Consider the following 19,977-nt stretch of genomic DNA (forward strand, 5'->3'; position numbering starts at 1 on the left):
ACAGTGAAATCAGTTATAAACCATCAGGAAGTTGGATACGGCGTTAACATCGCCGGCGTTGATTTCCGTGCCATCTTTGTCAAGTGCGGCATAGAAAGTTAATTCAGCATTGCCTTGATCATCCGGTGCGGTTGTTTCAGATACCGTACCCGGTTTAATCGCGGTGCTGCGATCGCTGTTATAAAGCTTCACGCCGACACCCGTCGCCATACCTTCACCCGGCGTAACCTGAAGCAGTGTGTCATTCACCGTATCTTTGGTTCCGTCAAACAGTACCGCAACCGATTCAACCGTCTCCGGGCAGTTTTCCACGTTGATTTTGAACTCGCGCGGCGTCGTTTCGTTGTGATCGTCAAAGTAGCTTTTTGCCCACGCCCCAAGGTCTACCGTTTTGTTTTTAGAGGCCGGAGTAATATCACAGGAAATAAGGGTAATCTTCCCGGTAAAATTGATCACCCCGCCCGTACTTTGCGAACCCGCACCGGTATCCAGAGAAGCATTAACGCCAGAATCACTGCTTGCCAGTACTGATTGAGAAGATAACAGCAGCCCCGCCGCGGCAATCGCCAGCGCCACATTTTTGATTTTCATTTGGAACACTTTCCCCTCTGTAAATTAAACAGATATAGACTTGTTGTACCAGGTACAATAACCGCTATAAGGATTTGAAAACGCCACCGAAAGGTTTTTAGCAGAATGGGTGACGCGACCTTATAGAATAAAGCAGGGTCCATCCCATGGTGATAATCCGTATATTTTCAGAAGGCCATACACAGATATCCTTCAACTGAGGAATGACTTCTGGCCGAAAATAACACTGAATACGTTGTGGTTAGTAATAAATTTAAAATCTTCTGTTACGTTGCTTCTGAATAAATAGTAAATCAAATGCCTTTTAACGTCTACGCATTGAAAAGCAATATGCCGCGTCTGTAAACACTCAGAAATTAACACTCAGCTAACAAATTTAACCCCTTTCGATTGCCCTAATAATTATTAATCTGCTTTTAATACCGCAACTAAATTACAAGAGAGATAACTGATCATTGTTTGATCAATTTATTTCAGAATATTATTAGCCAAAAAATGTCTGTTCAGCGCAAAATTCTTACCCTTTATCCTGAAAAACCGCAATTGAACAGGATATTTCTTTATCGATCATCAATTGATCGTTTGTAATACACTGTTAAAATCTATATGTGAAATTTACCTTAATTAAAATTTTTTGCTACAGCTTAGATTTCGCATTTTTAACCAAAAAAAATTTTTATTTATAGGAAATATATCAATCTGCTCACACATATACAGCTTCTCAAAAACACAAATAAAACAAACAAACCTCATTAAATTCACGAAACATTATCACCTCTCCTTTTTATATAACCTCTTTTACGCGCCGTATCTGCTTAAAAGGCGAATGTAAGGCTCTCCACCTGACCACCGCTCCCAACGCACACGGTGATTTGATTTTGCGGGTTTGGTCCTACCAATCACGCACAAAGCTATCCATCGTTCACAATTTCGATGCTCCACTTCACAAAACAATTGCTGAATAGCAACACTTGGTTAACCATTTGTTGTCATTAACCCTACATCACAATATTGGAAGGACCACTTTTACACTAAGTGTGACGCAGAGATGAGCAGAGACTCACCCGACGAACACCTGTGTGGTCCTCAGGAGACCTGCATGAGCCTCTGGCAACAAAACTACGATCCGGCCGGAAATATCTGGCTGTCGAGCCTGATCGCATCGCTACCGATCCTGTTTTTCTTCTTTGCGCTGATTAAGCTCAAGCTGAAGGGCTACCTCGCCGCGACGTATACCGTTGCCATCGCCCTGATGGTGGCGTTGTTCTTCTACAAAATGCCGGTCGATCGCGCGCTGGCCTCCGTCGTCTATGGCTTCTTCTACGGACTGTGGCCGATTGCGTGGATCATCATCGCCGCCGTCTTTGTCTACAAAATCTCGGTCAAAACCGGGCAGTTCGACATTATTCGCTCGTCGATTCTCTCCATCACGCCGGACCAGCGTTTGCAGATGCTGATCGTCGGCTTCTCCTTCGGAGCATTTCTGGAAGGGGCGGCAGGATTCGGCGCACCGGTGGCCATCACCGCCGCCCTGCTGGTCGGTCTGGGCTTTAACCCGCTGTATGCCGCTGGCCTGTGCCTGATTGTGAATACCGCCCCGGTGGCGTTTGGCGCGATGGGCATTCCTATTCTGGTGGCGGGCCAGGTGACCGGGCTGGACAGCTTCGAGATCGGCCAGATGGTGGGCCGCCAGCTGCCGTTCCTGACCATTATCGTGCTGTTCTGGATCATGGCGATTATGGACGGCTGGCGCGGCGTGAAGGAGACCTGGCCTGCGGTGATGGTAGCGGGCGGTTCGTTCGCCATTGCCCAGTATCTCAGCTCCAACTTCCTCGGCCCGGAACTGCCGGACATCATCTCTTCCCTGGTGTCGCTGGTCTGTCTGACGCTGTTCCTGAAACGCTGGCAGCCGGTACGTATCTTCCGCTTTGCTGACATGGGCGCATCACACGTGGATCAGACGCTGGCGCGCACCGGCTATACCGCCGGACAGATTGTGCGCGCGTGGTCACCGTTCCTGTTCCTGACCGCCACCGTGACGCTGTGGAGCATTCCGCCGTTTAAAGCCCTGTTCGCCCCGGGCGGCGCGCTGTACGACATGGTGATTAATATCTCCGTGCCGTTCCTCGACAAAATGGTCGCCCGTATGCCGCCGGTGGTACACGACGCCACGCCGTATGCGGCAGTGTTTAAGTTCGACTGGTTCTCAGCCACCGGCACGGCCATCCTGTTTGCCGCTATCCTTTCCGTAGTGTGGCTGCGCATGAAGCCTGCCGCCGCGGTGCAGACCTTTGCGGCGACGATTAAAGAGCTGATGCTGCCGATTTACTCCATCGGCATGGTGCTGGCGTTCGCGTTTATTTCGAACTACTCCGGCCTGTCGTCGACGCTGGCGTTAGCGCTGGCGCATACCGGCCACGCGTTTACCTTCTTCTCGCCGTTCCTCGGCTGGCTGGGGGTGTTCCTGACCGGTTCAGATACGTCATCTAACGCCCTGTTTGCCGCCCTACAGGCCACAGCCGCGCAGCAGATTGGTGTCTCGGACGTGCTGCTGGTCGCCGCGAACACCACCGGCGGCGTGACCGGGAAGATGATCTCACCGCAGTCCATCGCCATTGCCTGTGCCGCGGTGGGGCTGGTAGGCAAAGAGTCGGATCTGTTCCGCTTTACCGTTAAACACAGCCTGATATTTACCTGCATGGTGGGCGTGATCACCACATTGCAGGCCTATGTCTTAACCTGGATGATTCCATGATAGTGATGCCCAGACGCCTGTCCGACGAGATTGCCACTCGCGTACGGGCGCTGATAGAAGAACAACAGCTGGAAGCGGGCATGAGATTGCCCGCCGAGCGTCAGCTTGCCGCCCAGCTTGGCGTGTCGCGCAATTCACTGCGCGAGGCGCTGGCGACGCTGGTCAGCGAAGGGGTGCTGCTGAGCCGTCGAGGCGGCGGCACCTTCGTGCGCTGGCAGCATGACGACTGGTCCGAACAAAACATCGTGCAGCCGCTTAAGACGCTGATGGAAAACGACCCGGACTACAGCTTTGACATCCTCGAAGCGCGTCACGCCATCGAAACCAGCACCGCGTGGCATGCGGCGATGCGGGCAACCGAGGCCGACAAAGAGAAGCTCAAAGCCTGCTTTGAGGCCACGCAAAGCAGCGACCCGGACATCGCCTCCCAGGCGGACGTGCGTTTTCACCTCGCGATTGCCGAGGCCTCGCACAACGTGGTTCTGCTGCAAACCATGCGCGGGTTCTTCGACCTGCTGCAATCCTCCGTGAAGCAGAGCCGCCAGCGCATGTATCTGGTGCCGCCGGTATTTGCCCAACTGACCGAACAGCACGAGGCGGTGCTCAACGCCATTCTGGCCGGTGATGCCGAGGCCGCGCGCAAGGCGATGATGGCGCATCTCGGCTTCGTGCATACCACCATTAAACGATTCGATGAAGATCAGGCCCGACAGGCGCGTATTACCCGTCTGCCTGGCGAGAGTGATATTTCCAGGGAGAACAAAGCATGATTATTTCCGCAGCCAGTGACTATCGCGCCGCGGCACAGCGCATTTTGCCGCCATTCCTGTTCCACTACATTGACGGCGGGGCGTACGCCGAATATACCCTGCGCCGCAACGTGGAGGACCTGTCGGAAGTGGCCCTGCGCCAGCGCGTGCTGAAGAATATGTCTGACCTGAGCCTTGAGACGAAGCTGTTTAACGAGACGCTCTCCATGCCGGTGGCGCTCGCACCTGTCGGTTTATGTGGCATGTATGCCCGCCGGGGCGAAGTGCAGGCCGCCGCCGCAGCAGATGCCAAAGGCATTCCGTTTACCCTTTCCACCGTGTCCGTCTGCCCGATTGAAGAGGTCGCGCCGACCATCAAGCGCCCGATGTGGTTCCAGCTGTACGTCCTGCGCGATCGCGGCTTTATGCGTAACGCGCTGGAGCGCGCCAAAGCGGCAGGCTGCTCAACGCTGGTCTTTACCGTCGATATGCCCACGCCCGGCGCCCGCTACCGTGATGCGCACTCCGGCATGAGCGGTCCGAACGCCGCGATGCGCCGCTACTGGCAGGCGGTGACGCACCCGCAGTGGGCGTGGGATGTCGGCGTGAATGGCCGTCCGCACGATCTGGGCAATATTTCGGCCTACCTGGGTAAACCGACCGGGCTGGAAGATTACATCGGCTGGCTGGCGAACAACTTCGATCCATCCATCTCCTGGAAAGACCTGGAGTGGATCCGCGAATTCTGGGACGGCCCGATGGTGATCAAAGGGATCCTCGATCCGGAAGATGCCCGCGACGCGGTGCGTTTTGGTGCCGATGGGATCGTGGTCTCTAACCATGGTGGCCGCCAGCTTGACGGGGTGCTCTCCTCCGCCCGCGCCCTGCCAGCCATTGCCGATGCGGTGAAAGGCGATATTGCGATTCTGGCCGACAGCGGCATCCGTAACGGGCTGGACGTGGTACGCATGATTGCCCTGGGCGCAGACAGTGTGCTGCTGGGCCGTGCTTACCTGTACGCGCTGGCCACCAGCGGCCAGGCGGGCGTGGCGAATCTGCTGAACCTGATCGAGAAAGAGATGAAGGTGGCGATGACCCTTACCGGTGCGAAAACAATCGGTGAAATCAGCAAAGACTCTCTGGTGCAGGAGCTCAGTAAGCTGCCTGCGGCGCTGGCCCCCCTTTCTCAGGGAAACGCGGCCTGATCTCCCCCGGTTAGCCTCCCCTTCTTCCGCGCCCGGCTTTACCCTCGGGCGCTTTTTTTGTTGAAAATAACACCTGCGTAACATTCTGGATAAGAAAATTTGACACAACCCGCCCTCCGCAATTGTATAGACAAGCAAATACAAGAACACAAAAACAACATCACATCGGAGGGGAACGTATGACGTATTCAGGTCGGGTGGATATTCAGCAGGTGATCGATGAGAGTCCTTTTTCAGGGTTTCACTGGCTTCTTATTGTGCTGGGCTTTCTGGTGCTGGCGATCGATGGTTTCGATACCGCCGCGATGGGTTACATTGCGCCTACGCTGTCGGCGGAGTGGGGAATACATAAACAGGATCTGGGGCCGGTGTTGAGTGCGGCGCTACTGGGGCTGTCGCTGGGAGCTCTTATTGCAGGTCCGGTATCGGACCGTATGGGACGCAAGCGCGTACTGGTCTTTTCATGCCTGTTCTTCGGCCTGGCGAGCCTGGGCACGGCCTGGGCGCAAAGTCTGAATACCCTGACGCTGTGGCGATTTCTGACCGGTCTCGGGCTGGGCGCCGCGATGCCTAACGCCATCACGCTGATCTCCGAGTTTGCCCCCCAGCGCTGCCGCGCCATGGCAATTAACACCATGTACTGCGGCTTTCCGCTGGGTGCGGCGGGCGGCGGGGCGATCTCGTCCTGGCTTATCCCTCACCATGGCTGGCGAAGCGTGCTGCTGACCGGCGCGATTGCGCCGCTGATTTTAACGGTGCTGCTGGCGCTGCTGTTGCCGGAGTCGGTGAAGTTTCTGGTGCAGCGCGGGAAAGACGTCGCGCAGGTTCGCCGCATCGCCAGCCGGTTCGCCCGCAGCACGCTGGATAGCGTCACGGGCTTTTTCCTGGCGGAGGAGAAGGCCGCGTCGAAAAAAGGCAGCGTGTCGCAGCTGTTTTCCATGCCCTGGCTGCCCGGCACCCTGATGCTGTGGGTCACCTACTTTATGGGACTGGTGATTTATTACGTCCTGCTGAGCTGGATGCCAACGCTGATGCAGGGGATGGGGTATGCGCTGGCGGAATCCGCCTGGCTCACCTCGCTGTTCACCTTCGGCGGCACCGCTGGCATTCTGCTCGCGGGCTGGATGATGGACCGCTGGGAAGCGCACAAGGTGGTCGCGTGTGGTTTCGTGCTGACGATGGGCCTGATTCTTTTACTCGGCATTGAGCATAATCATATCGCCCTGTTTGGCGGGTTAATCTTCCTGATGGGGATCGCGATGAACGGCGCGCAGTCGGGGATGCAGACCCTGGCCGCCACCTTTTACCCTACCGAGTGCCGCGCGACGGGTATCGCCTGGATGCAGGGGATCGGCCGCTTCGGCGGCGTGGCGGGCACCATGACCAGCGCCCAGCTTCTTTCCATGCAGTGGCAGGCGGACAGTATTTTGATGATCCTCAGCGTGCCTGCTCTCGTGGCCGCGGCGGCAACCGTCTACAAAATGCTGTATAGCCGCTCGCAGGAGCCGGGCGTCGCCTAGTCCCTCTCTTTTCTGCTATTCTGCCCCCTGCAATTAAGGGGGCAGCATGCTTAACATCGTCTTATTCGAACCAGAAATCCCACCCAATACCGGCAATATCATCCGCCTGTGCGCCAACACCGGTTTTCGTCTGCACATCATTGAGCCGATGGGCTTTACGTGGGACGACAAACGTCTGCGACGCGCGGGGCTGGACTACCATGAGTTTACTGCCGTCGTTCGTCATCACGATTACGCCGCGTTTCTGGACGCAGAGAAGCCGCAGCGCATGTTCGCCCTGACCACCAAAGGCACGCCAGCGCACAGTGCCGTAAGCTATCAGGACGGGGATTATCTGATGTTTGGTCCGGAAACCCGCGGCCTGCCGGCCACCATTCTGGATGCCCTGCCCGCTGAGCAAAAAATTCGTATTCCGATGATGCCGGACAGCCGCAGCATGAACCTGTCGAATGCGGTGTCGGTGGTGGTGTATGAGGCGTGGCGCCAGCTGGGTTATCCCGGCGCGATACTGCGTAGCTAAAACAGTTCGGGTGGCTTGCGCCACCCGATTGTCTTTTTAGTCTGCTACTGCGATACGTTTCATATCGGTCATGTAGCCACGCAGTTTCTGGCCCACTTTCTCGATTTCGTGGCTGCGAATCGCTTCGTTAACGTCACGAAGCTGCGCGTTATCAACCGCACCTTCCGCAATCGCTTTACCCAGATCGCCTGCTTGCAGGGTAGTCATGAACTCTTTCAGCAGCGGTACGCAGGCGTAAGAGAACAGATAGTTACCGTACTCGGCGGTATCGGAGATCACCACGTTCATCTCATACAGACGCTTACGGGCGATGGTGTTTGCGATCAGCGGCAGCTCGTGCAGCGATTCGTAGTACGCAGATTCTTCAATGATGCCGGAATCCACCATGGTTTCGAACGCCAGCTCAACGCCCGCTTTCACCATCGCGATCATCAGTACGCCTTTATCGAAGTACTCCTGCTCGCTGATTTTACCCTCAAACTGTGGTGCCGTTTCGAACGCGGTTTTACCGGTCTCTTCGCGCCAGGTCAGCAGTTTCTTATCGTCATTCGCCCAGTCCGCCATCATGCCGGAAGAGAACTCGCCGGAGATGATGTCGTCCATGTGTTTCTGGAACAGCGGTGCCATGATGGTTTTCAGCTGTTCAGAGAGTGCGAACGCGCGCAGTTTTGCCGGATTGGACAGACGGTCCATCATCAGCGTAATGCCGCCCTGCTTCAGCGCTTCGGTGATGGTTTCCCAGCCGAACTGAATCAGTTTTTCCGCGTATGCCGGATCGGTGCCCTCTTCCACCAGCTTGTCGAAGCACAGCAGAGAACCCGCCTGGAGCATGCCGCACAGAATGGTCTGCTCGCCCATCAGGTCAGATTTCACTTCCGCAACGAAGGAAGATTCCAGTACGCCCGCACGATGGCCGCCGGTGGCCGCTGCCCAGGCTTTGGCAATCGCCATGCCTTCGCCTTTCGGATCGTTTTCCGGGTGAACGGCGATCAGCGTCGGTACGCCGAAACCACGTTTGTACTCTTCGCGCACTTCGGTGCCCGGGCACTTCGGTGCCACCATCACTACGGTGATGTCTTTACGGATCTGCTCGCCCACTTCAACGATGTTGAAGCCGTGGGAGTAACCCAGCGCAGCGCCGTCTTTCATCAGCGGCTGTACGGAACGCACAACGTCTGAGTGTTGCTTGTCTGGCGTCAGGTTAACCACCAGGTCCGCCTGCGGGATCAGCTCTTCGTAGGTACCTACTTTGAAGCCGTTTTCGGTCGCTTTACGCCAGGAAGCGCGCTTTTCAGCAATCGCTTCTTTGCGCAGGGCGTAGGAGATATCCAGCCCGGAGTCACGCATGTTCAGGCCCTGGTTCAGACCCTGTGCGCCACAGCCAACAATGACCACTTTTTTACCCTGAAGGTAGCTCGCGCCATCGGCAAATTCATCGCGCGCCATGAAGCGGCATTTGCCCAGCTGCGCCAGCTGCTGGCGCAAGTTCAGTGTATTAAAGTAGTTAGCCATGGGTGATACCTCGTGATGTTGTGTGTCTTATTGTTCGGTTCGCGTTTCAGCGAGAATGTACCCACATTACAACAGGAAATTTATTGCGGAAATTGATATATTCACAACGTCACATTGCAATTTATGCAATGTAAAAAGAGGGAGTGGAATCGGTGGATTTACGCGATCTGAAAATGTTCCTGCATCTGGCGGAAAGCCGTCACTTTGGCCGCAGCGCCCGGGCGATGCACGTCAGCCCTTCCACGCTGTCGCGCCAGATCCAGCGCCTTGAGGAAGACCTCGGCCAGCCGCTGTTCGTGCGCGATAACCGCACCGTCACCCTCACGGAAGCCGGTGAAGAGCTGCGCATCTTTGCCCAGCAAACCTTGTTGCAGTACCAGCAGCTGCGGCACACCATCGACCAGCAGGGGCCGTCGCTGTCCGGCGAGCTGCATATTTTCTGCTCCGTGACCGCCGCCTACAGCCATCTTCCCCCCATTCTCGACCGCTTCCGCGCGGAACATCCGTCGGTTGAAATTAAGCTCACCACCGGCGATGCCGCCGACGCGATGGAAAAAGTGGTCACGGGCGAAGCGGATCTCGCGATTGCCGGGAAGCCGGAAACCCTGCCGGGCGCGGTAGCGTTCTCAATGCTGGAGAATCTGGCGGTAGTACTGATTGCCCCGGCGCTGCCCTGCCCGGTGCGCAACCAGGTCTCGGTGGAGAAACCGGACTGGTCGACGGTGCCGTTTATCATGGCCGATCAGGGGCCGGTGCGCCGCCGCATTGAGCTGTGGTTCCGCCGCCAGAAAATCAGCAACCCGTCGATTTACGCCACGGTCGGCGGCCATGAGGCGATGGTGTCGATGGTAGCGCTCGGCTGCGGCGTGGCGCTGCTGCCAGAAGTGGTGCTGGAAAACAGCCCGGAGCCAGTGCGCAATCGCGTGATGATTTTAGAACGCAGCGACGAAAAAACGCCGTTCGAGCTTGGCGTGTGCGCACAAAAAAAGCGGCTGCATGAGCCGCTTATTGATGCGTTCTGGAAGATATTGCCGAACCACTAAAGCCGGGTGGCGCTGCGCTTACCCGTCCTACACGCAGCTCAACCCTTAGCCCGCGAGGAAGAAGCGGAACGCCGGGTTGTGGGTTTCGTCATGGCACTCATAGCCCAGCTCGTTCAGGCGCGTTTCGAAATCCGGCTCGTGCTCGCCCAGCTCGAACGCCGCCAGCACGCGGCCGTAGTCGGTGCCGTGGCTGCGGTAGTGGAACAGAGAAATGTTCCAGTGGGTGCCCAGCGTGTGCAGGAACTTGAGCAACGCGCCCGGCGATTCCGGGAACTCGAAGCTGAACAGGCGTTCCTTGAGCGGCTTGGATGGACGGCCGCCGACCATGTAACGCACGTGCAGCTTCGCCATTTCGTCGTCGGAGAGATCGACCACGCTGTAGCCGCCGTCATGCAGCAGGCTGAGGATCTCTTTGCGCTCCTCCACGCCACGGCTCAGACGCACGCCGACAAAAATGCACGCATCTTTGGCATCGGCAAAGCGGTAGTTGAACTCCGTTACCGAACGGCCGCCCAGCAGCTGGCAAAACTTCAGGAAGCTGCCCTTCTCTTCCGGAATGGTCACCGCCAGCAGGGCTTCACGCTGCTCGCCCAGCTCACAGCGTTCGGACACGTAGCGCAGGCCGTGGAAGTTCACATTGGCGCCGGAAAGCACGTGCGCCAGACGCTCGCCGCGAATGTTGTGCTGGGCGATGTATTTCTTCATCCCCGCCAGCGCCAGCGCGCCGGACGGCTCCGCCACCGCACGCACATCCTCGAAGAGATCTTTCATCGCCGCGCAGATAGCGTCGCTGTCGACGGTGACGATATCGTCGAGATACTCCTGGCACAGACGGAACGTTTCATCGCCAATGCGCTTCACCGCCACGCCCTCGGCGAACAGCCCGACGCGCGGCAGATCCACCGGATGTCCGGCGTCCAGCGCCGCCTTCAGGCAAGCGGAGTCTTCCGCTTCAACCGCAATCACTTTGATCTGCGGCATTAGCTGTTTGATCAGCACCGCCACACCAGCGGCTAAGCCACCGCCGCCCACCGGAACGAAAACGCGGTCGAGATGGGCATCCTGCTGCAACAGTTCCAGCGCCAGCGTACCCTGCCCGGCAATCACCATCGGGTGATCGAACGGCGGGACCCAGGTGAAACCCTGCTGCTGCGCCAGCTCAATCGCTTTGGCTTTCGCTTCGTCAAAATTCGCGCCGTGGAGCAGCACTTCCCCGCCAAAACCGCGCACCGCGTCGACTTTGATATCCGCCGTGGCAACCGGCATCACGATCAGCGCTTTCAGCCCTAAACGGGCCGCGGAGAACGCTACGCCCTGCGCGTGGTTGCCTGCCGACGCGGTAATGACGCCGCGCGCTTTCTGCTCATCCGTCAGCCCGGCCATCATCGCGTAGGCGCCGCGCAGCTTGAAGCTGTGCACCGGCTGCCTGTCTTCGCGCTTCACCAGAATGACGTTGTCGAGGCGCGAGGAGAGTTTGTCCATTTTTTGCAGGGGCGTGACCTGCACGGCTTCATAGACCGGCGCGCGCAGCACCGCTCTCAGGTATTCCGCCCCCTCGGGGGCGGCGGATAAGGGTTGTGACTCGGCCATCATTAGCCCCCAAGTTTAGATTTATCGCGCACCGCGCCTTTATCTGCACTGGTGGCAAGGCTTGCGTAGGCACGCAGGGCGAAGGAGACTTCACGCTGGCGGTCTTTCGGCGTCCAGGCTTTGTCGCCGCGGGCTTCCTGCGCTTCACGACGGGCCGCAATCTCCTGGTCACTCAGCTTCAGCTGAATGCCGCGGTTCGGAATGTCGATTTCGATCAGGTCGCCATCTTCGATGATCGCGATATTGCCGCCGCTTGCCGCTTCCGGGGAGACGTGGCCAATGGAGAGGCCTGACGTGCCGCCAGAGAAACGACCGTCGGTGATCAGCGCGCAGGCTTTGCCGAGGCCCATCGATTTCAGGAAGGTAGTCGGGTAGAGCATCTCCTGCATGCCCGGACCGCCTTTCGGCCCTTCGTAGCGAATGACCACCACGTCGCCTTCCACCACTTTGCCACCGAGGATAGCGTCTACCGCCTCGTCCTGGCTTTCATACACTTTTGCCGGACCGGTGAATTTGAGAATGCTGTCGTCCACGCCTGCGGTTTTCACGATGCAGCCGTTTTCCGCAAAGTTACCGTACAGCACGGCCAGACCGCCGTCTTTACTGTAGGCATGTTCCAGCGAGCGGATGCAGCCTTCGGCGCGATCGTCATCCAGCGTGTCCCAGCGGCAATCCTGCGAGAACGCCTGCGTGGTGCGAATACCTGCCGGACCGGCGCGGAACATCTTTTTCACCGCGTCGTCTTTGGTCAGCATCACGTCGTACTGGTCCAGCGACTCCGGCAGCGTCAGGCCGAGCACATTTTTCACGTTGCGGTTCAGCAGCCCTGCGCGATCCAGCTCGCCGAGAATACCGATGACACCACCAGCACGATGCACGTCTTCCATATGGTACTTCTGGGTACTCGGCGCGACTTTACACAGCTGCGGCACTTTGCGGGAGAGCTTGTCGATGTCGCTCATGGTGAAGTCGATTTCGGCTTCCTGCGCGGCGGCCAGCAGGTGCAGAACGGTGTTGGTGGAACCGCCCATGGCGATATCCAGCGTCATGGCGTTTTCGAACGCCGCTTTACTGGCGATGTTGCGCGGCAGCGCGCTGGCGTCGTCCTGCTCGTAGTAGCGTTTGGTCAGCTCAACGATGCGCTTGCCCGCGTTAAGGAACAGCTGCTTACGGTCGGCGTGGGTCGCCAGCAGCGAGCCGTTACCCGGCTGAGAAAGGCCCAGCGCTTCGGTCAGGCAGTTCATGGAGTTGGCGGTGAACATCCCGGAACAGGAGCCGCAGGTCGGACACGCGGAGCGTTCCACCTGGTCGCTCTGCTCGTCAGAGACTTTCGGGTCCGCGCCCTGGATCATCGCATCGACCAGGTCGAGCTTGATGATTTTGTCGGAAAGCTTGGTTTTACCCGCTTCCATCGGGCCGCCGGAAACGAAGATCACCGGAATGTTCAGGCGCAGGGAGGCCATCAGCATCCCCGGGGTGATTTTGTCGCAGTTGGAGATACAGACCATCGCATCGGCGCAGTGGGCGTTAACCATGTACTCCACCGAGTCGGCGATCAGCTCGCGCGACGGCAGTGAATAGAGCATCCCCCCGTGGCCCATTGCGATACCGTCATCCACCGCAATGGTGTTGAACTCTTTCGCCACGCCGCCGGAGGCTTCGATTTGCTCGGCAACCAGCTTACCGAGATCGCGCAGGTGCACGTGGCCCGGCACAAACTGGGTGAAGGAGTTCACCACGGCGATAATTGGCTTGCCGAAATCGGCGTCGGTCATTCCGGTGGCGCGCCACAGTGCGCGGGCACCCGCCATATTACGGCCGTGGGTGGTGGTGGCTGAACGATACTTAGGCATGCTTTATTTACTCCCGTCTGACTATTAAATGGGACGGTGCGTGCCGTCCCAAATTTATATTTAGTGATTAACCTGATCCAACCAGCCGTATTTGTCTTCTGTTTCGCCGGTGAACAGGCCGAAGAAGGCTTGCTGAATGCGTTTGGTGACCGGACCACAGCGGCCTTCGCCCACCTGAATGCCGTCGACGCTACGCACCGGTGTAATTTCAGCCGCGGTACCGGACATGAACACTTCGTCAGCCAGGTACAGGGATTCGCGGGACAGCACCTGCTCGCGTACTTCGATACCCAGATCTTTTGCCAGCTTGATGATGGCGTCGCGGGTGATGCCCGGCAGCGCGGACGAGGTAAACGGCGGGGTGAACAGAATGCCGTCTTTCACTTCAAACAGGTTTTCGCCCGCACCTTCGGAGATGTAGCCATTTACATCGAGCGCGATACCTTCCTGGTAACCGTGACGGCGCGCTTCGCTGCCAACCAGCAGTGAGGAGAGGTAGTTACCGCCCGCTTTAGCCGCGGTCGGGATAGTGTTTGGTGCCACGCGGTTCCAGGAAGAAACCATTGCGTCGATCCCCTGATCCAGTGCTTCCGCGCCCAGGTAGGCGCCCCACGGGAACGCAGCAATGATCACATCGGTGTTATAGCCAGCGGGCGGATTGACACCCATGCCGACATCACCCACGAAGACCAGCGGACGAATATAGGCACTGGTCAGTTTGTTCTGGCGGATCACCTCGCGGCAGGCTTCCATCAGCTCATCAACGCTTTGGGAGACCGGGAAACGATAAATTTTGGCTGAGTCATGCAGACGCTGCATGTGTTCGCGATGGCGGAACACCACTGGTCCTTTGTGAGAATCGTAGCAACGGATGCCTTCAAACACGGAGGTGCCGTAGTGCAGCGCGTGGGACATCACGTGAACTTTCGCGTCTTCCCAGCGAACCATCTCACCATTAAACCAAATGTAATCAGCTTTTTTTGTCGTCATTTTTTCGTCCTGTCACGCTTAAGCGCGGATTTGTTGTGATGTGGTTGTGCTCTGGCAGATGGCAACATGGGCAACGTCTACCAGTTTTGATAACTGACTAAACAGTAAGTCGACCGGCCGCGGGCTGGCAACGGTTAATTCGATACTGATATTTTGTGCATCCGTGGCCGTTTCCATATTCATAGAGCAAATCTGAAAACCACGGTGACGGACCACACGCAATACGCGTTCTAACGTTTCCGGGTTGAAGCGAGCCTGCACGGCGACCTGATGTTGCATCATGATAATTTCTCCAGCATTTGTGAGTTACTGGCACCGGGCGGTACCAACGGCCAGACGTTCTCAAGCTCGTCGATTGAGACATGAAGCAGGTATGGCCCTTCGCTTGACAGCATGGTGTCGAGTGCCGCTTCAACCTGGTCTTTACGGGTGATGTGCTGGCCAGGAATGCAGAAGGCGCTGGCCAGGGTGAGGAAATCGGGGTTATCGGTCAGGGTCGTTTCGCTGTAACGCTCCTGGAAGAACAGCTGCTGCCACTGGCGAACCATTCCCAAACGCTGGTTATCGAGCAAAACGATTTTCAGCGGTAACTGCTTACGCTTCACGGTGCCGAGCTCCTGGACGTTCATCATGAAGGAGCCGTCACCGGAGATACAGATAACGGTATCGTTCGGGCGGGCAACCTGTGCGCCCACGGCAGCGGGCAGGCCGAAGCCCATCGTGCCTAAGCCGCTCGAGGTGATGAAGTTCTCCGGGCGGGTGTAGGTCATGTGCTGGGCTGACCACATCTGATGCTGGCCGACATCCGTCGTCACCACGCTGTCTGCGGGTTTGCGGTCGGACAACTGTTTCAACAACAGTGGCGCATAGATGGCCTCGCCGGGGTGGTCGTAACGCCAGGCGTGTTCAGCGCGCATATCGGCGGTGTGCTGACGCCATGGGTTGATATCCAGCGGCTGCTCCAGCGCCGGTAACAGCGCGTTGAGATCGCCCTGCAACGCGACATGCGCCTGACGCAGTTTGTTCATCTCCGCCGGGTCGATGTCCATATGGATCACTTTGGCGTTCGGCGCAAAGGTGTTCAGCTTGCCGGTGACGCGGTCGTCAAAACGGGCGCCGACGGCGATGAGCAGGTCACACTCCTGCACCGCCAGGTTTGCCGCTTTGGTGCCGTGCATCCCTAACATGCCCAAATAGTATGGATAGTCCGCGTCGACCGCGCCCAATCCTTTCAGCGTGCAGGTGGCGGGCATTTGCGTTACTGCGATAAATTCGCGCAGGGCAGGAACGGCCTGCGCCATGCCCACGCCGCCGCCTACATACAGCATCGGCTGTTTCGCCTGCGCCAGCATCTGGCGAGCCTCTTCAACCTCCGCATGGGGAAACACGTCGTCGCTTTCAACGGTGGAGAAGTGCGGTTCCAGATCGCCGAGTGCAACCTGAATATCTTTCGGGATATCTACCAGAACCGGTCCAGGACGGCCAGAGCTGGCAACCTCGAACGCTTCGGCCATCACGCGCGGCAGCTCTTCGAGAGACTGAACGAGGAAGCTGTGTTTGGTGCAGGCAAGCGATAAACCGAGCACATCCACTTCCTGGAAAGCATCGGTGCCGATGAACGGAGAGGCCACCTGGCCGGTGATCGCCACCACGGGTACGGAATCGAGCAGCGCGTCAGCCAGGCCGGTGATCAGGTTCGTTGCGCCCGGACCGGAGGTGGCCATACAGACGCCGGTTTTACCGGTCGCACGGGCATAACCGATGGCGGCCATCGCTGCGCCCTGCTCGTGTCGGCACAAGAGGTGTTCCACGCCGCCGTCATACAGTGCATCGTAAATCGGCATAATTGCGCCACCCGGATAACCGAATACGGTTTCGACTCCCTGCGCGCGCAACGCATGTACTACCCATTGTGCCCCATTCATAGTTAGTTCCCCGTCATAAATCTGGAGAAACAGAATTTTGTGCTAGTCGTCATTCTCTGCTCCTCATTTAAGCTTTTTAGTCATAAAAAAACCCCCGGACCTTTCGGTGCGGGGGTCTTAGTTCGTTAAGGCTTGATTTCTAAGCCTTTCCTCGTCCAAGTGCAGCCCCGCACGGTGGGATAATAATCACCACCACGCTAATCACGACCAGGCTAATCACTCGTAGAAGGGCTGTCATTTTCAGTTCTTTTTGCATCTTGTTCGAAGGAATACCTAAAGAGTTACCACAGATATTTCATCTGACACAAGATTTTTTTATGACCCATTTCTGTAGCAGGCGAACTATTTCTTTCAAAATCGTTGTTTTATATAGGGAAAAAATAGAAATGAAGATTTTTCATTTTTTTGTCCTGTTTCATCAGGCAAGGCGCGCATGATTTCTTTTCTGCGAGGCCGATTCCACCGACATGTAATGATTACATTTAGGCGCTAAAAGGGTGGAATGAGCGCCGTAATTCAGTGAATTAGCGCTAAACAGGAAAAAATGATGCTGGCATAGTTACCGCCAAGGAGGGGCTTATGTCACTGTCAGTTGTTTATACACGCGCGGCCATCGGCGTGAAGGCACCGCTTATTTCTGTAGAGGTTCATTTAAGTAATGGACTGCCCGGACTGACGCTGGTCGGCTTACCCGAAACGACCGTTAAGGAGGCCAGGGATCGCGTGCGCAGCGCAATTATTAATAGCGGTTATGCTTTTCCGGCGAAGAAGATCACCATCAACCTTGCGCCCGCCGATTTGCCAAAGGAGGGAGGGCGATATGATTTACCTATTGCTATAGCGCTTCTCGCGGCTTCTGAACAGCTCAATACGCCAGGGTTAAGCTCGTGCGAGTTCGTGGGTGAATTAGCGCTTACAGGCGCGTTAAGAGGCGTTCCCGGAGCAATCTCGGGTGCGCTTGAAGCCATACGCGCGGGAAGGCAAATCATTGTGGCCAATGAAAATGCCTCTGAAGTCAGCCTTATCGCCGAAAAGGGGTGTCTTGTCGCGGGACATTTGCAGGAGGTTTGCGCCTGGCTGGAAGGCCGACATGAGCTTGCCGAGCCGCAGGAGAATGAGGAGGTAGTGGCAGATTCTCCCGATGACCTCAGCGATATTATGGGTCAGGAACAGGGTAAACGGGCGTTAGAAATAACGGCCGCGGGTGGGCATAACCTGCTACTGATAGGTCCGCCAGGCACGGGGAAAACGATGCTGGCGAGCAGGTTGAGCGGCCTGCTGCCCCCCTCAATAATCACGAAGCGCTGGAAAGCGCCGCGATATTTAGCCTGGTCAGTTCAATATCGCTGCATAAACAGTGGCGCCGCCGTCCTTTCCGCTCGCCACACCACAGTGCGTCTCTTACCGCGATGGTGGGCGGGGGCTCAATTCCCGGACCGGGTGAAATCTCACTGGCACACAACGGCATTCTGTTCCTGGATGAATTGCCAGAGTTTGAACGCCGCGTGCTGGATGCGTTGCGGGAGCCGATTGAATCCGGCGAAATCCATCTGTCTCGTACACGCGCCAAAATAAGCTACCCTGCGCAGTTTCAGCTGGTCGCCGCGATGAACCCTAGCCCAACGGGCCATTATCAGGGCAACCATAACCGCTGTACGCCGGAGCAGACGCTGCGCTATCTGAGTAAGCTGTCCGGCCCCTTCCTCGACCGTTTTGATTTATCTCTCGAGATCCCCCTGCCACCGCCCGGTCTGCTGAGGCAAACCGGTATCAAAGGCGAAAGCTCAGCAGCGGTGCGAGAACGGGTTATTGCGGCTCAGGCGCGGCAGTATGCTCGTCAGAACAGGCTGAATGCCCGGCTGGATAACAGCGGGATCCGACAGTTTTGCTCTCTCAACGCCGAAGATGCAGGCTGGCTGGAAGAGACACTGACGCGGTTTGGGCTATCCATTCGCGCGTGGCAGCGTTTGTTGAAAGTTGCGCGCACGGTCGCTGACGTGGAGGGCTGCCCCGGAATAGAGAGGCGACATTTGCAGGAGGCATTAAGCTACCGTGCGATCGATCGGCTGCTGTTGCATCTGCAAAAAATGCTGGCATAAAAAAGGGGCCGTAGCCCCTTCTCTTCTTAATCGTCAGACTCGGTGTAGTCTTCTGCACCTTCCATCTGCGGCTTGCCGCCAGACAGCGTATGGAAACGCTTAGGACGCTTAATGCGAGCCATATACTTGATCCATACACGTTCTGCATCAGACTGCGGCTCACGCTCACCACGACAAACAGAGACAAATTGTTTTTCATCTTCGGTTGCCGGTTCGCGCTTACCCAGATCCAGCTCGTTAAAGGCATAACCATGGCGCTCAAGAAGTTGAGCTTCTTTGATAGTGAAATCGCCGTGACGAGAGAACCCGCGCGGATAATGTTTATTATCGAAAAAACGATTAGTCGTCGTAAAGCTTTCCGCCATCCTACACGCTCCTAATTCTTTGGCCGAGCTATTTATGGCGCGGAGTATTAGTTACGCTTGACAGAGTGTAAAACAAAACATTTAAATCATAACGACAAATAATTTTGTGGAGAAAGATGTGGATACGGAATTGCTAAAAACTTTCCTCGAAGTGAGCAGAACGCGACACTTTGGGCGAGCAGCTGAAGCCCTCTACCTGACGCAGTCAGCAGTCAGTTTTCGTATTCGACAGCTGGAAAATCAACTGGGTGTGAACCTTTTTACCCGCCATCGCAACAATATTCGTCTAACCCCGGCCGGTGAAAAGCTATTGCCTTATGCAGAAACCCTGATGAATACCTGGCAGGCAGCGCGAAAGGAGGTTGCGCACACCTCCCGGCATAATGAATTCTCGATCGGTGCCAGCGCTTCACTATGGGAATGCATGCTCAGCCAGTGGCTTATGCGGCTATATCGCACACACAACCATCTGCAATTTGAGGCGAGGATTGCGCAACGCCAGTCGCTGGTTAAGCAACTCCACGAGCGGCAGCTTGATCTGCTGATCACCACAGAAGCCCCCAAGATGGATGAATTTAGCAGCCAGATTGTTGGACAGTTTAGCCTTGCGCTCTATGCATCCGAGCCTGCAATGATGAAGGCCGACCTGAATTATTTACGCCTGGAATGGGGGCCTGATTTTCAGCAGCACGAGACGGGGTTAATTGCCAGCGATGATATCCCGCAACTCACGACAAGCTCTGCGGAGATCGCATGCCAGCATCTTCCCACACTGAAAGGCTGTACATGGTTACCTGTTCGCTGGGCGGATAATAAACCCGCACTCCATGTTGTCACCGATTCAACAACGCTCTCCAGGCCGCTGTATGCTATTTGGTTGCAAAACAGCGATAAGCAGTCGCAGATAAAAGATCTGTTAAAAACCAGCATACTGGATTAACGCAAAAGCCTGCGGAAACGCAGGCTGCTTATTCTTCAGGAAGGTGTTGAGCCGTTTTGCAGGCAAAAAAAAATCCTTTGCCGAAGCAAAGGATTCTATATGGCAGGGGCGGAGAGACTCGAACTCGCGACACCCGGTTTTGGAGACCGGTGCTCTACCAACTGAGCTACGCCCCTAAATTTTTTTGCCATTAAGCCTGCCCTTTGGGCAGGCTTAATGTCTTAATAAGTGGCGGAACGGACGGGACTCGAACCCGCGACCCCCTGCGTGACAGGCAGGTATTCTAACCGACTGAACTACCGCTCCACCGAATACTTCTG

At 56.5% G+C, this 19,977-nt stretch carries 17 protein-coding genes, 2 tRNA genes and 1 pseudogene; 8 read left to right on the forward strand and 12 right to left on the reverse strand.

Annotation, left to right across the window (positions count from 1 at the left end; all coding sequences use genetic code 11):
- Positions 1–9 precede the first annotated feature (9 nt).
- Positions 10–591, reverse strand: coding sequence for a fimbrial protein (locus tag ACNQ0T_RS19890; protein WP_032621994.1), 582 nt, complete (start codon positions 589–591; stop codon positions 10–12).
- 1,099 nt (positions 592–1,690) lie between these two features.
- Here ACNQ0T_RS19890 and lldP point away from each other — a divergent pair.
- The 5 genes from lldP (at position 1,691) to trmL (ending at position 7,340) form a co-directional block, all read left to right on the forward strand.
- Positions 1,691–3,346 (forward strand): L-lactate permease, encoded by a 1,656-nt coding sequence (gene lldP / locus ACNQ0T_RS19895; RefSeq protein WP_022649769.1) that lies wholly within the window; start codon positions 1,691–1,693, stop codon positions 3,344–3,346.
- Complete coding sequence (gene lldR, locus ACNQ0T_RS19900; protein ID WP_023298877.1) at positions 3,343–4,116, forward strand: transcriptional regulator LldR; 774 nt, start codon at positions 3,343–3,345, stop codon at positions 4,114–4,116. The genes lldP and lldR overlap by 4 nt, the downstream gene beginning before the upstream one ends.
- Positions 4,113–5,300 carry an FMN-dependent L-lactate dehydrogenase LldD gene (gene lldD, locus ACNQ0T_RS19905; protein ID WP_022649770.1) on the forward strand — a complete coding sequence of 396 codons (1,188 nt, stop codon included), beginning with the start codon at positions 4,113–4,115 and terminating at the stop codon, positions 5,298–5,300. The genes lldR and lldD overlap by 4 nt, the downstream gene beginning before the upstream one ends.
- A gap of 179 nt (positions 5,301–5,479) precedes the next feature.
- Positions 5,480–6,820, forward strand: coding sequence for an MFS transporter (locus tag ACNQ0T_RS19910; protein ID WP_417930345.1), 1,341 nt, complete (start codon positions 5,480–5,482; stop codon positions 6,818–6,820).
- A gap of 46 nt (positions 6,821–6,866) precedes the next feature.
- Positions 6,867–7,340, forward strand: a complete 474-nt coding sequence (gene trmL, locus ACNQ0T_RS19915) for a tRNA (uridine(34)/cytosine(34)/5-carboxymethylaminomethyluridine(34)-2'-O)-methyltransferase TrmL (protein ID WP_022649772.1) — start codon at positions 6,867–6,869, stop codon at positions 7,338–7,340.
- A 36-nt stretch (positions 7,341–7,376) separates the two neighbouring features.
- On the opposite strand, the gene ilvC is transcribed toward trmL, so the two are convergent.
- On the reverse strand, positions 7,377–8,852 hold the full coding sequence (ilvC, locus tag ACNQ0T_RS19920) for a ketol-acid reductoisomerase (protein WP_022649773.1): 1,476 nt from the start codon (positions 8,850–8,852) through the stop codon (positions 7,377–7,379).
- A 152-nt stretch (positions 8,853–9,004) separates the two neighbouring features.
- Here ilvC and ilvY point away from each other — a divergent pair, with 152 nt between their 5' ends.
- Complete coding sequence (gene ilvY, locus ACNQ0T_RS19925) at positions 9,005–9,895, forward strand: HTH-type transcriptional activator IlvY (RefSeq protein ID WP_017382574.1); 891 nt, start codon at positions 9,005–9,007, stop codon at positions 9,893–9,895.
- A 45-nt stretch (positions 9,896–9,940) separates the two neighbouring features.
- Here the strand turns inward: ilvY and ilvA are convergent, their stop codons facing one another.
- The 7 genes from ilvA to ilvL all read right to left on the reverse strand — a co-directional run bounded on the left by ilvA (position 9,941) and on the right by ilvL (position 16,491).
- Entirely contained in the window at positions 9,941–11,485 is a 1,545-nt protein-coding gene (gene ilvA, locus ACNQ0T_RS19930) for a threonine ammonia-lyase, biosynthetic (RefSeq protein WP_100148853.1), read from the reverse strand.
- A 2-nt stretch (positions 11,486–11,487) separates the two neighbouring features.
- Complete coding sequence (gene ilvD / locus ACNQ0T_RS19935; protein WP_022649775.1) at positions 11,488–13,338, reverse strand: dihydroxy-acid dehydratase; 1,851 nt, start codon at positions 13,336–13,338, stop codon at positions 11,488–11,490.
- 60 nt (positions 13,339–13,398) lie between these two features.
- The gene (ilvE, locus tag ACNQ0T_RS19940; RefSeq protein WP_003860182.1) at positions 13,399–14,328 is read right to left on the reverse strand and encodes a branched-chain-amino-acid transaminase; all 930 of its coding nucleotides are present in this window, start codon (positions 14,326–14,328) and stop codon (positions 13,399–13,401) included.
- An 18-nt stretch (positions 14,329–14,346) separates the two neighbouring features.
- Positions 14,347–14,610, reverse strand: coding sequence for an acetolactate synthase 2 small subunit (ilvM, locus tag ACNQ0T_RS19945; protein ID WP_003860184.1), 264 nt, complete (start codon positions 14,608–14,610; stop codon positions 14,347–14,349).
- Positions 14,607–16,253, reverse strand: a complete 1,647-nt coding sequence (ilvG, locus tag ACNQ0T_RS19950; protein ID WP_417930346.1) for an acetolactate synthase 2 catalytic subunit — start codon at positions 16,251–16,253, stop codon at positions 14,607–14,609. The genes ilvM and ilvG overlap by 4 nt, the downstream gene beginning before the upstream one ends.
- Before the next feature lie 2 nt (positions 16,254–16,255).
- Positions 16,256–16,306, reverse strand: coding sequence for a peptide IlvX (gene ilvX / locus ACNQ0T_RS19955; protein WP_166792073.1), 51 nt, complete (start codon positions 16,304–16,306; stop codon positions 16,256–16,258).
- 86 nt (positions 16,307–16,392) lie between these two features.
- The gene (gene ilvL, locus ACNQ0T_RS19960; protein WP_001311244.1) at positions 16,393–16,491 is read right to left on the reverse strand and encodes an ilv operon leader peptide; all 99 of its coding nucleotides are present in this window, start codon (positions 16,489–16,491) and stop codon (positions 16,393–16,395) included.
- A 341-nt stretch (positions 16,492–16,832) separates the two neighbouring features.
- On the opposite strand from ilvL, the pseudogene ACNQ0T_RS19965 reads away from it, so the two are divergent.
- A pseudogene (locus tag ACNQ0T_RS19965) lies at positions 16,833–18,352 on the forward strand (YifB family Mg chelatase-like AAA ATPase).
- Between the two features lie 26 nt (positions 18,353–18,378).
- Here the strand turns inward: ACNQ0T_RS19965 and ACNQ0T_RS19970 are convergent.
- Positions 18,379–18,717: a DUF413 domain-containing protein gene (locus ACNQ0T_RS19970; RefSeq protein ID WP_006808641.1), complete on the reverse strand. Its 339-nt coding sequence runs from the start codon at positions 18,715–18,717 to the stop codon at positions 18,379–18,381.
- Positions 18,718–18,835: 118 nt separating this feature from the next.
- Between ACNQ0T_RS19970 and hdfR the strand changes: the two genes are divergently transcribed.
- Entirely contained in the window at positions 18,836–19,657 is an 822-nt protein-coding gene (gene hdfR / locus ACNQ0T_RS19975; protein WP_022649779.1) for an HTH-type transcriptional regulator HdfR, read from the forward strand.
- A 100-nt stretch (positions 19,658–19,757) separates the two neighbouring features.
- On the opposite strand, the gene ACNQ0T_RS19980 is transcribed toward hdfR, so the two are convergent.
- Together ACNQ0T_RS19980 and ACNQ0T_RS19985 are read right to left on the reverse strand one after the other, a co-directional pair.
- Positions 19,758–19,833: transfer RNA gene (locus tag ACNQ0T_RS19980), tRNA-Trp, on the reverse strand.
- Positions 19,834–19,886: 53 nt separating this feature from the next.
- A tRNA-Asp gene (locus ACNQ0T_RS19985) sits at positions 19,887–19,963 on the reverse strand.
- Positions 19,964–19,977 lie beyond the last annotated feature (14 nt).

Origin of the sequence: Enterobacter cloacae complex sp.6700776, from assembly GCF_048284255.1 — a bacterium.
Taxonomy (GTDB): domain Bacteria; phylum Pseudomonadota; class Gammaproteobacteria; order Enterobacterales; family Enterobacteriaceae; genus Enterobacter; species Enterobacter intestinihominis.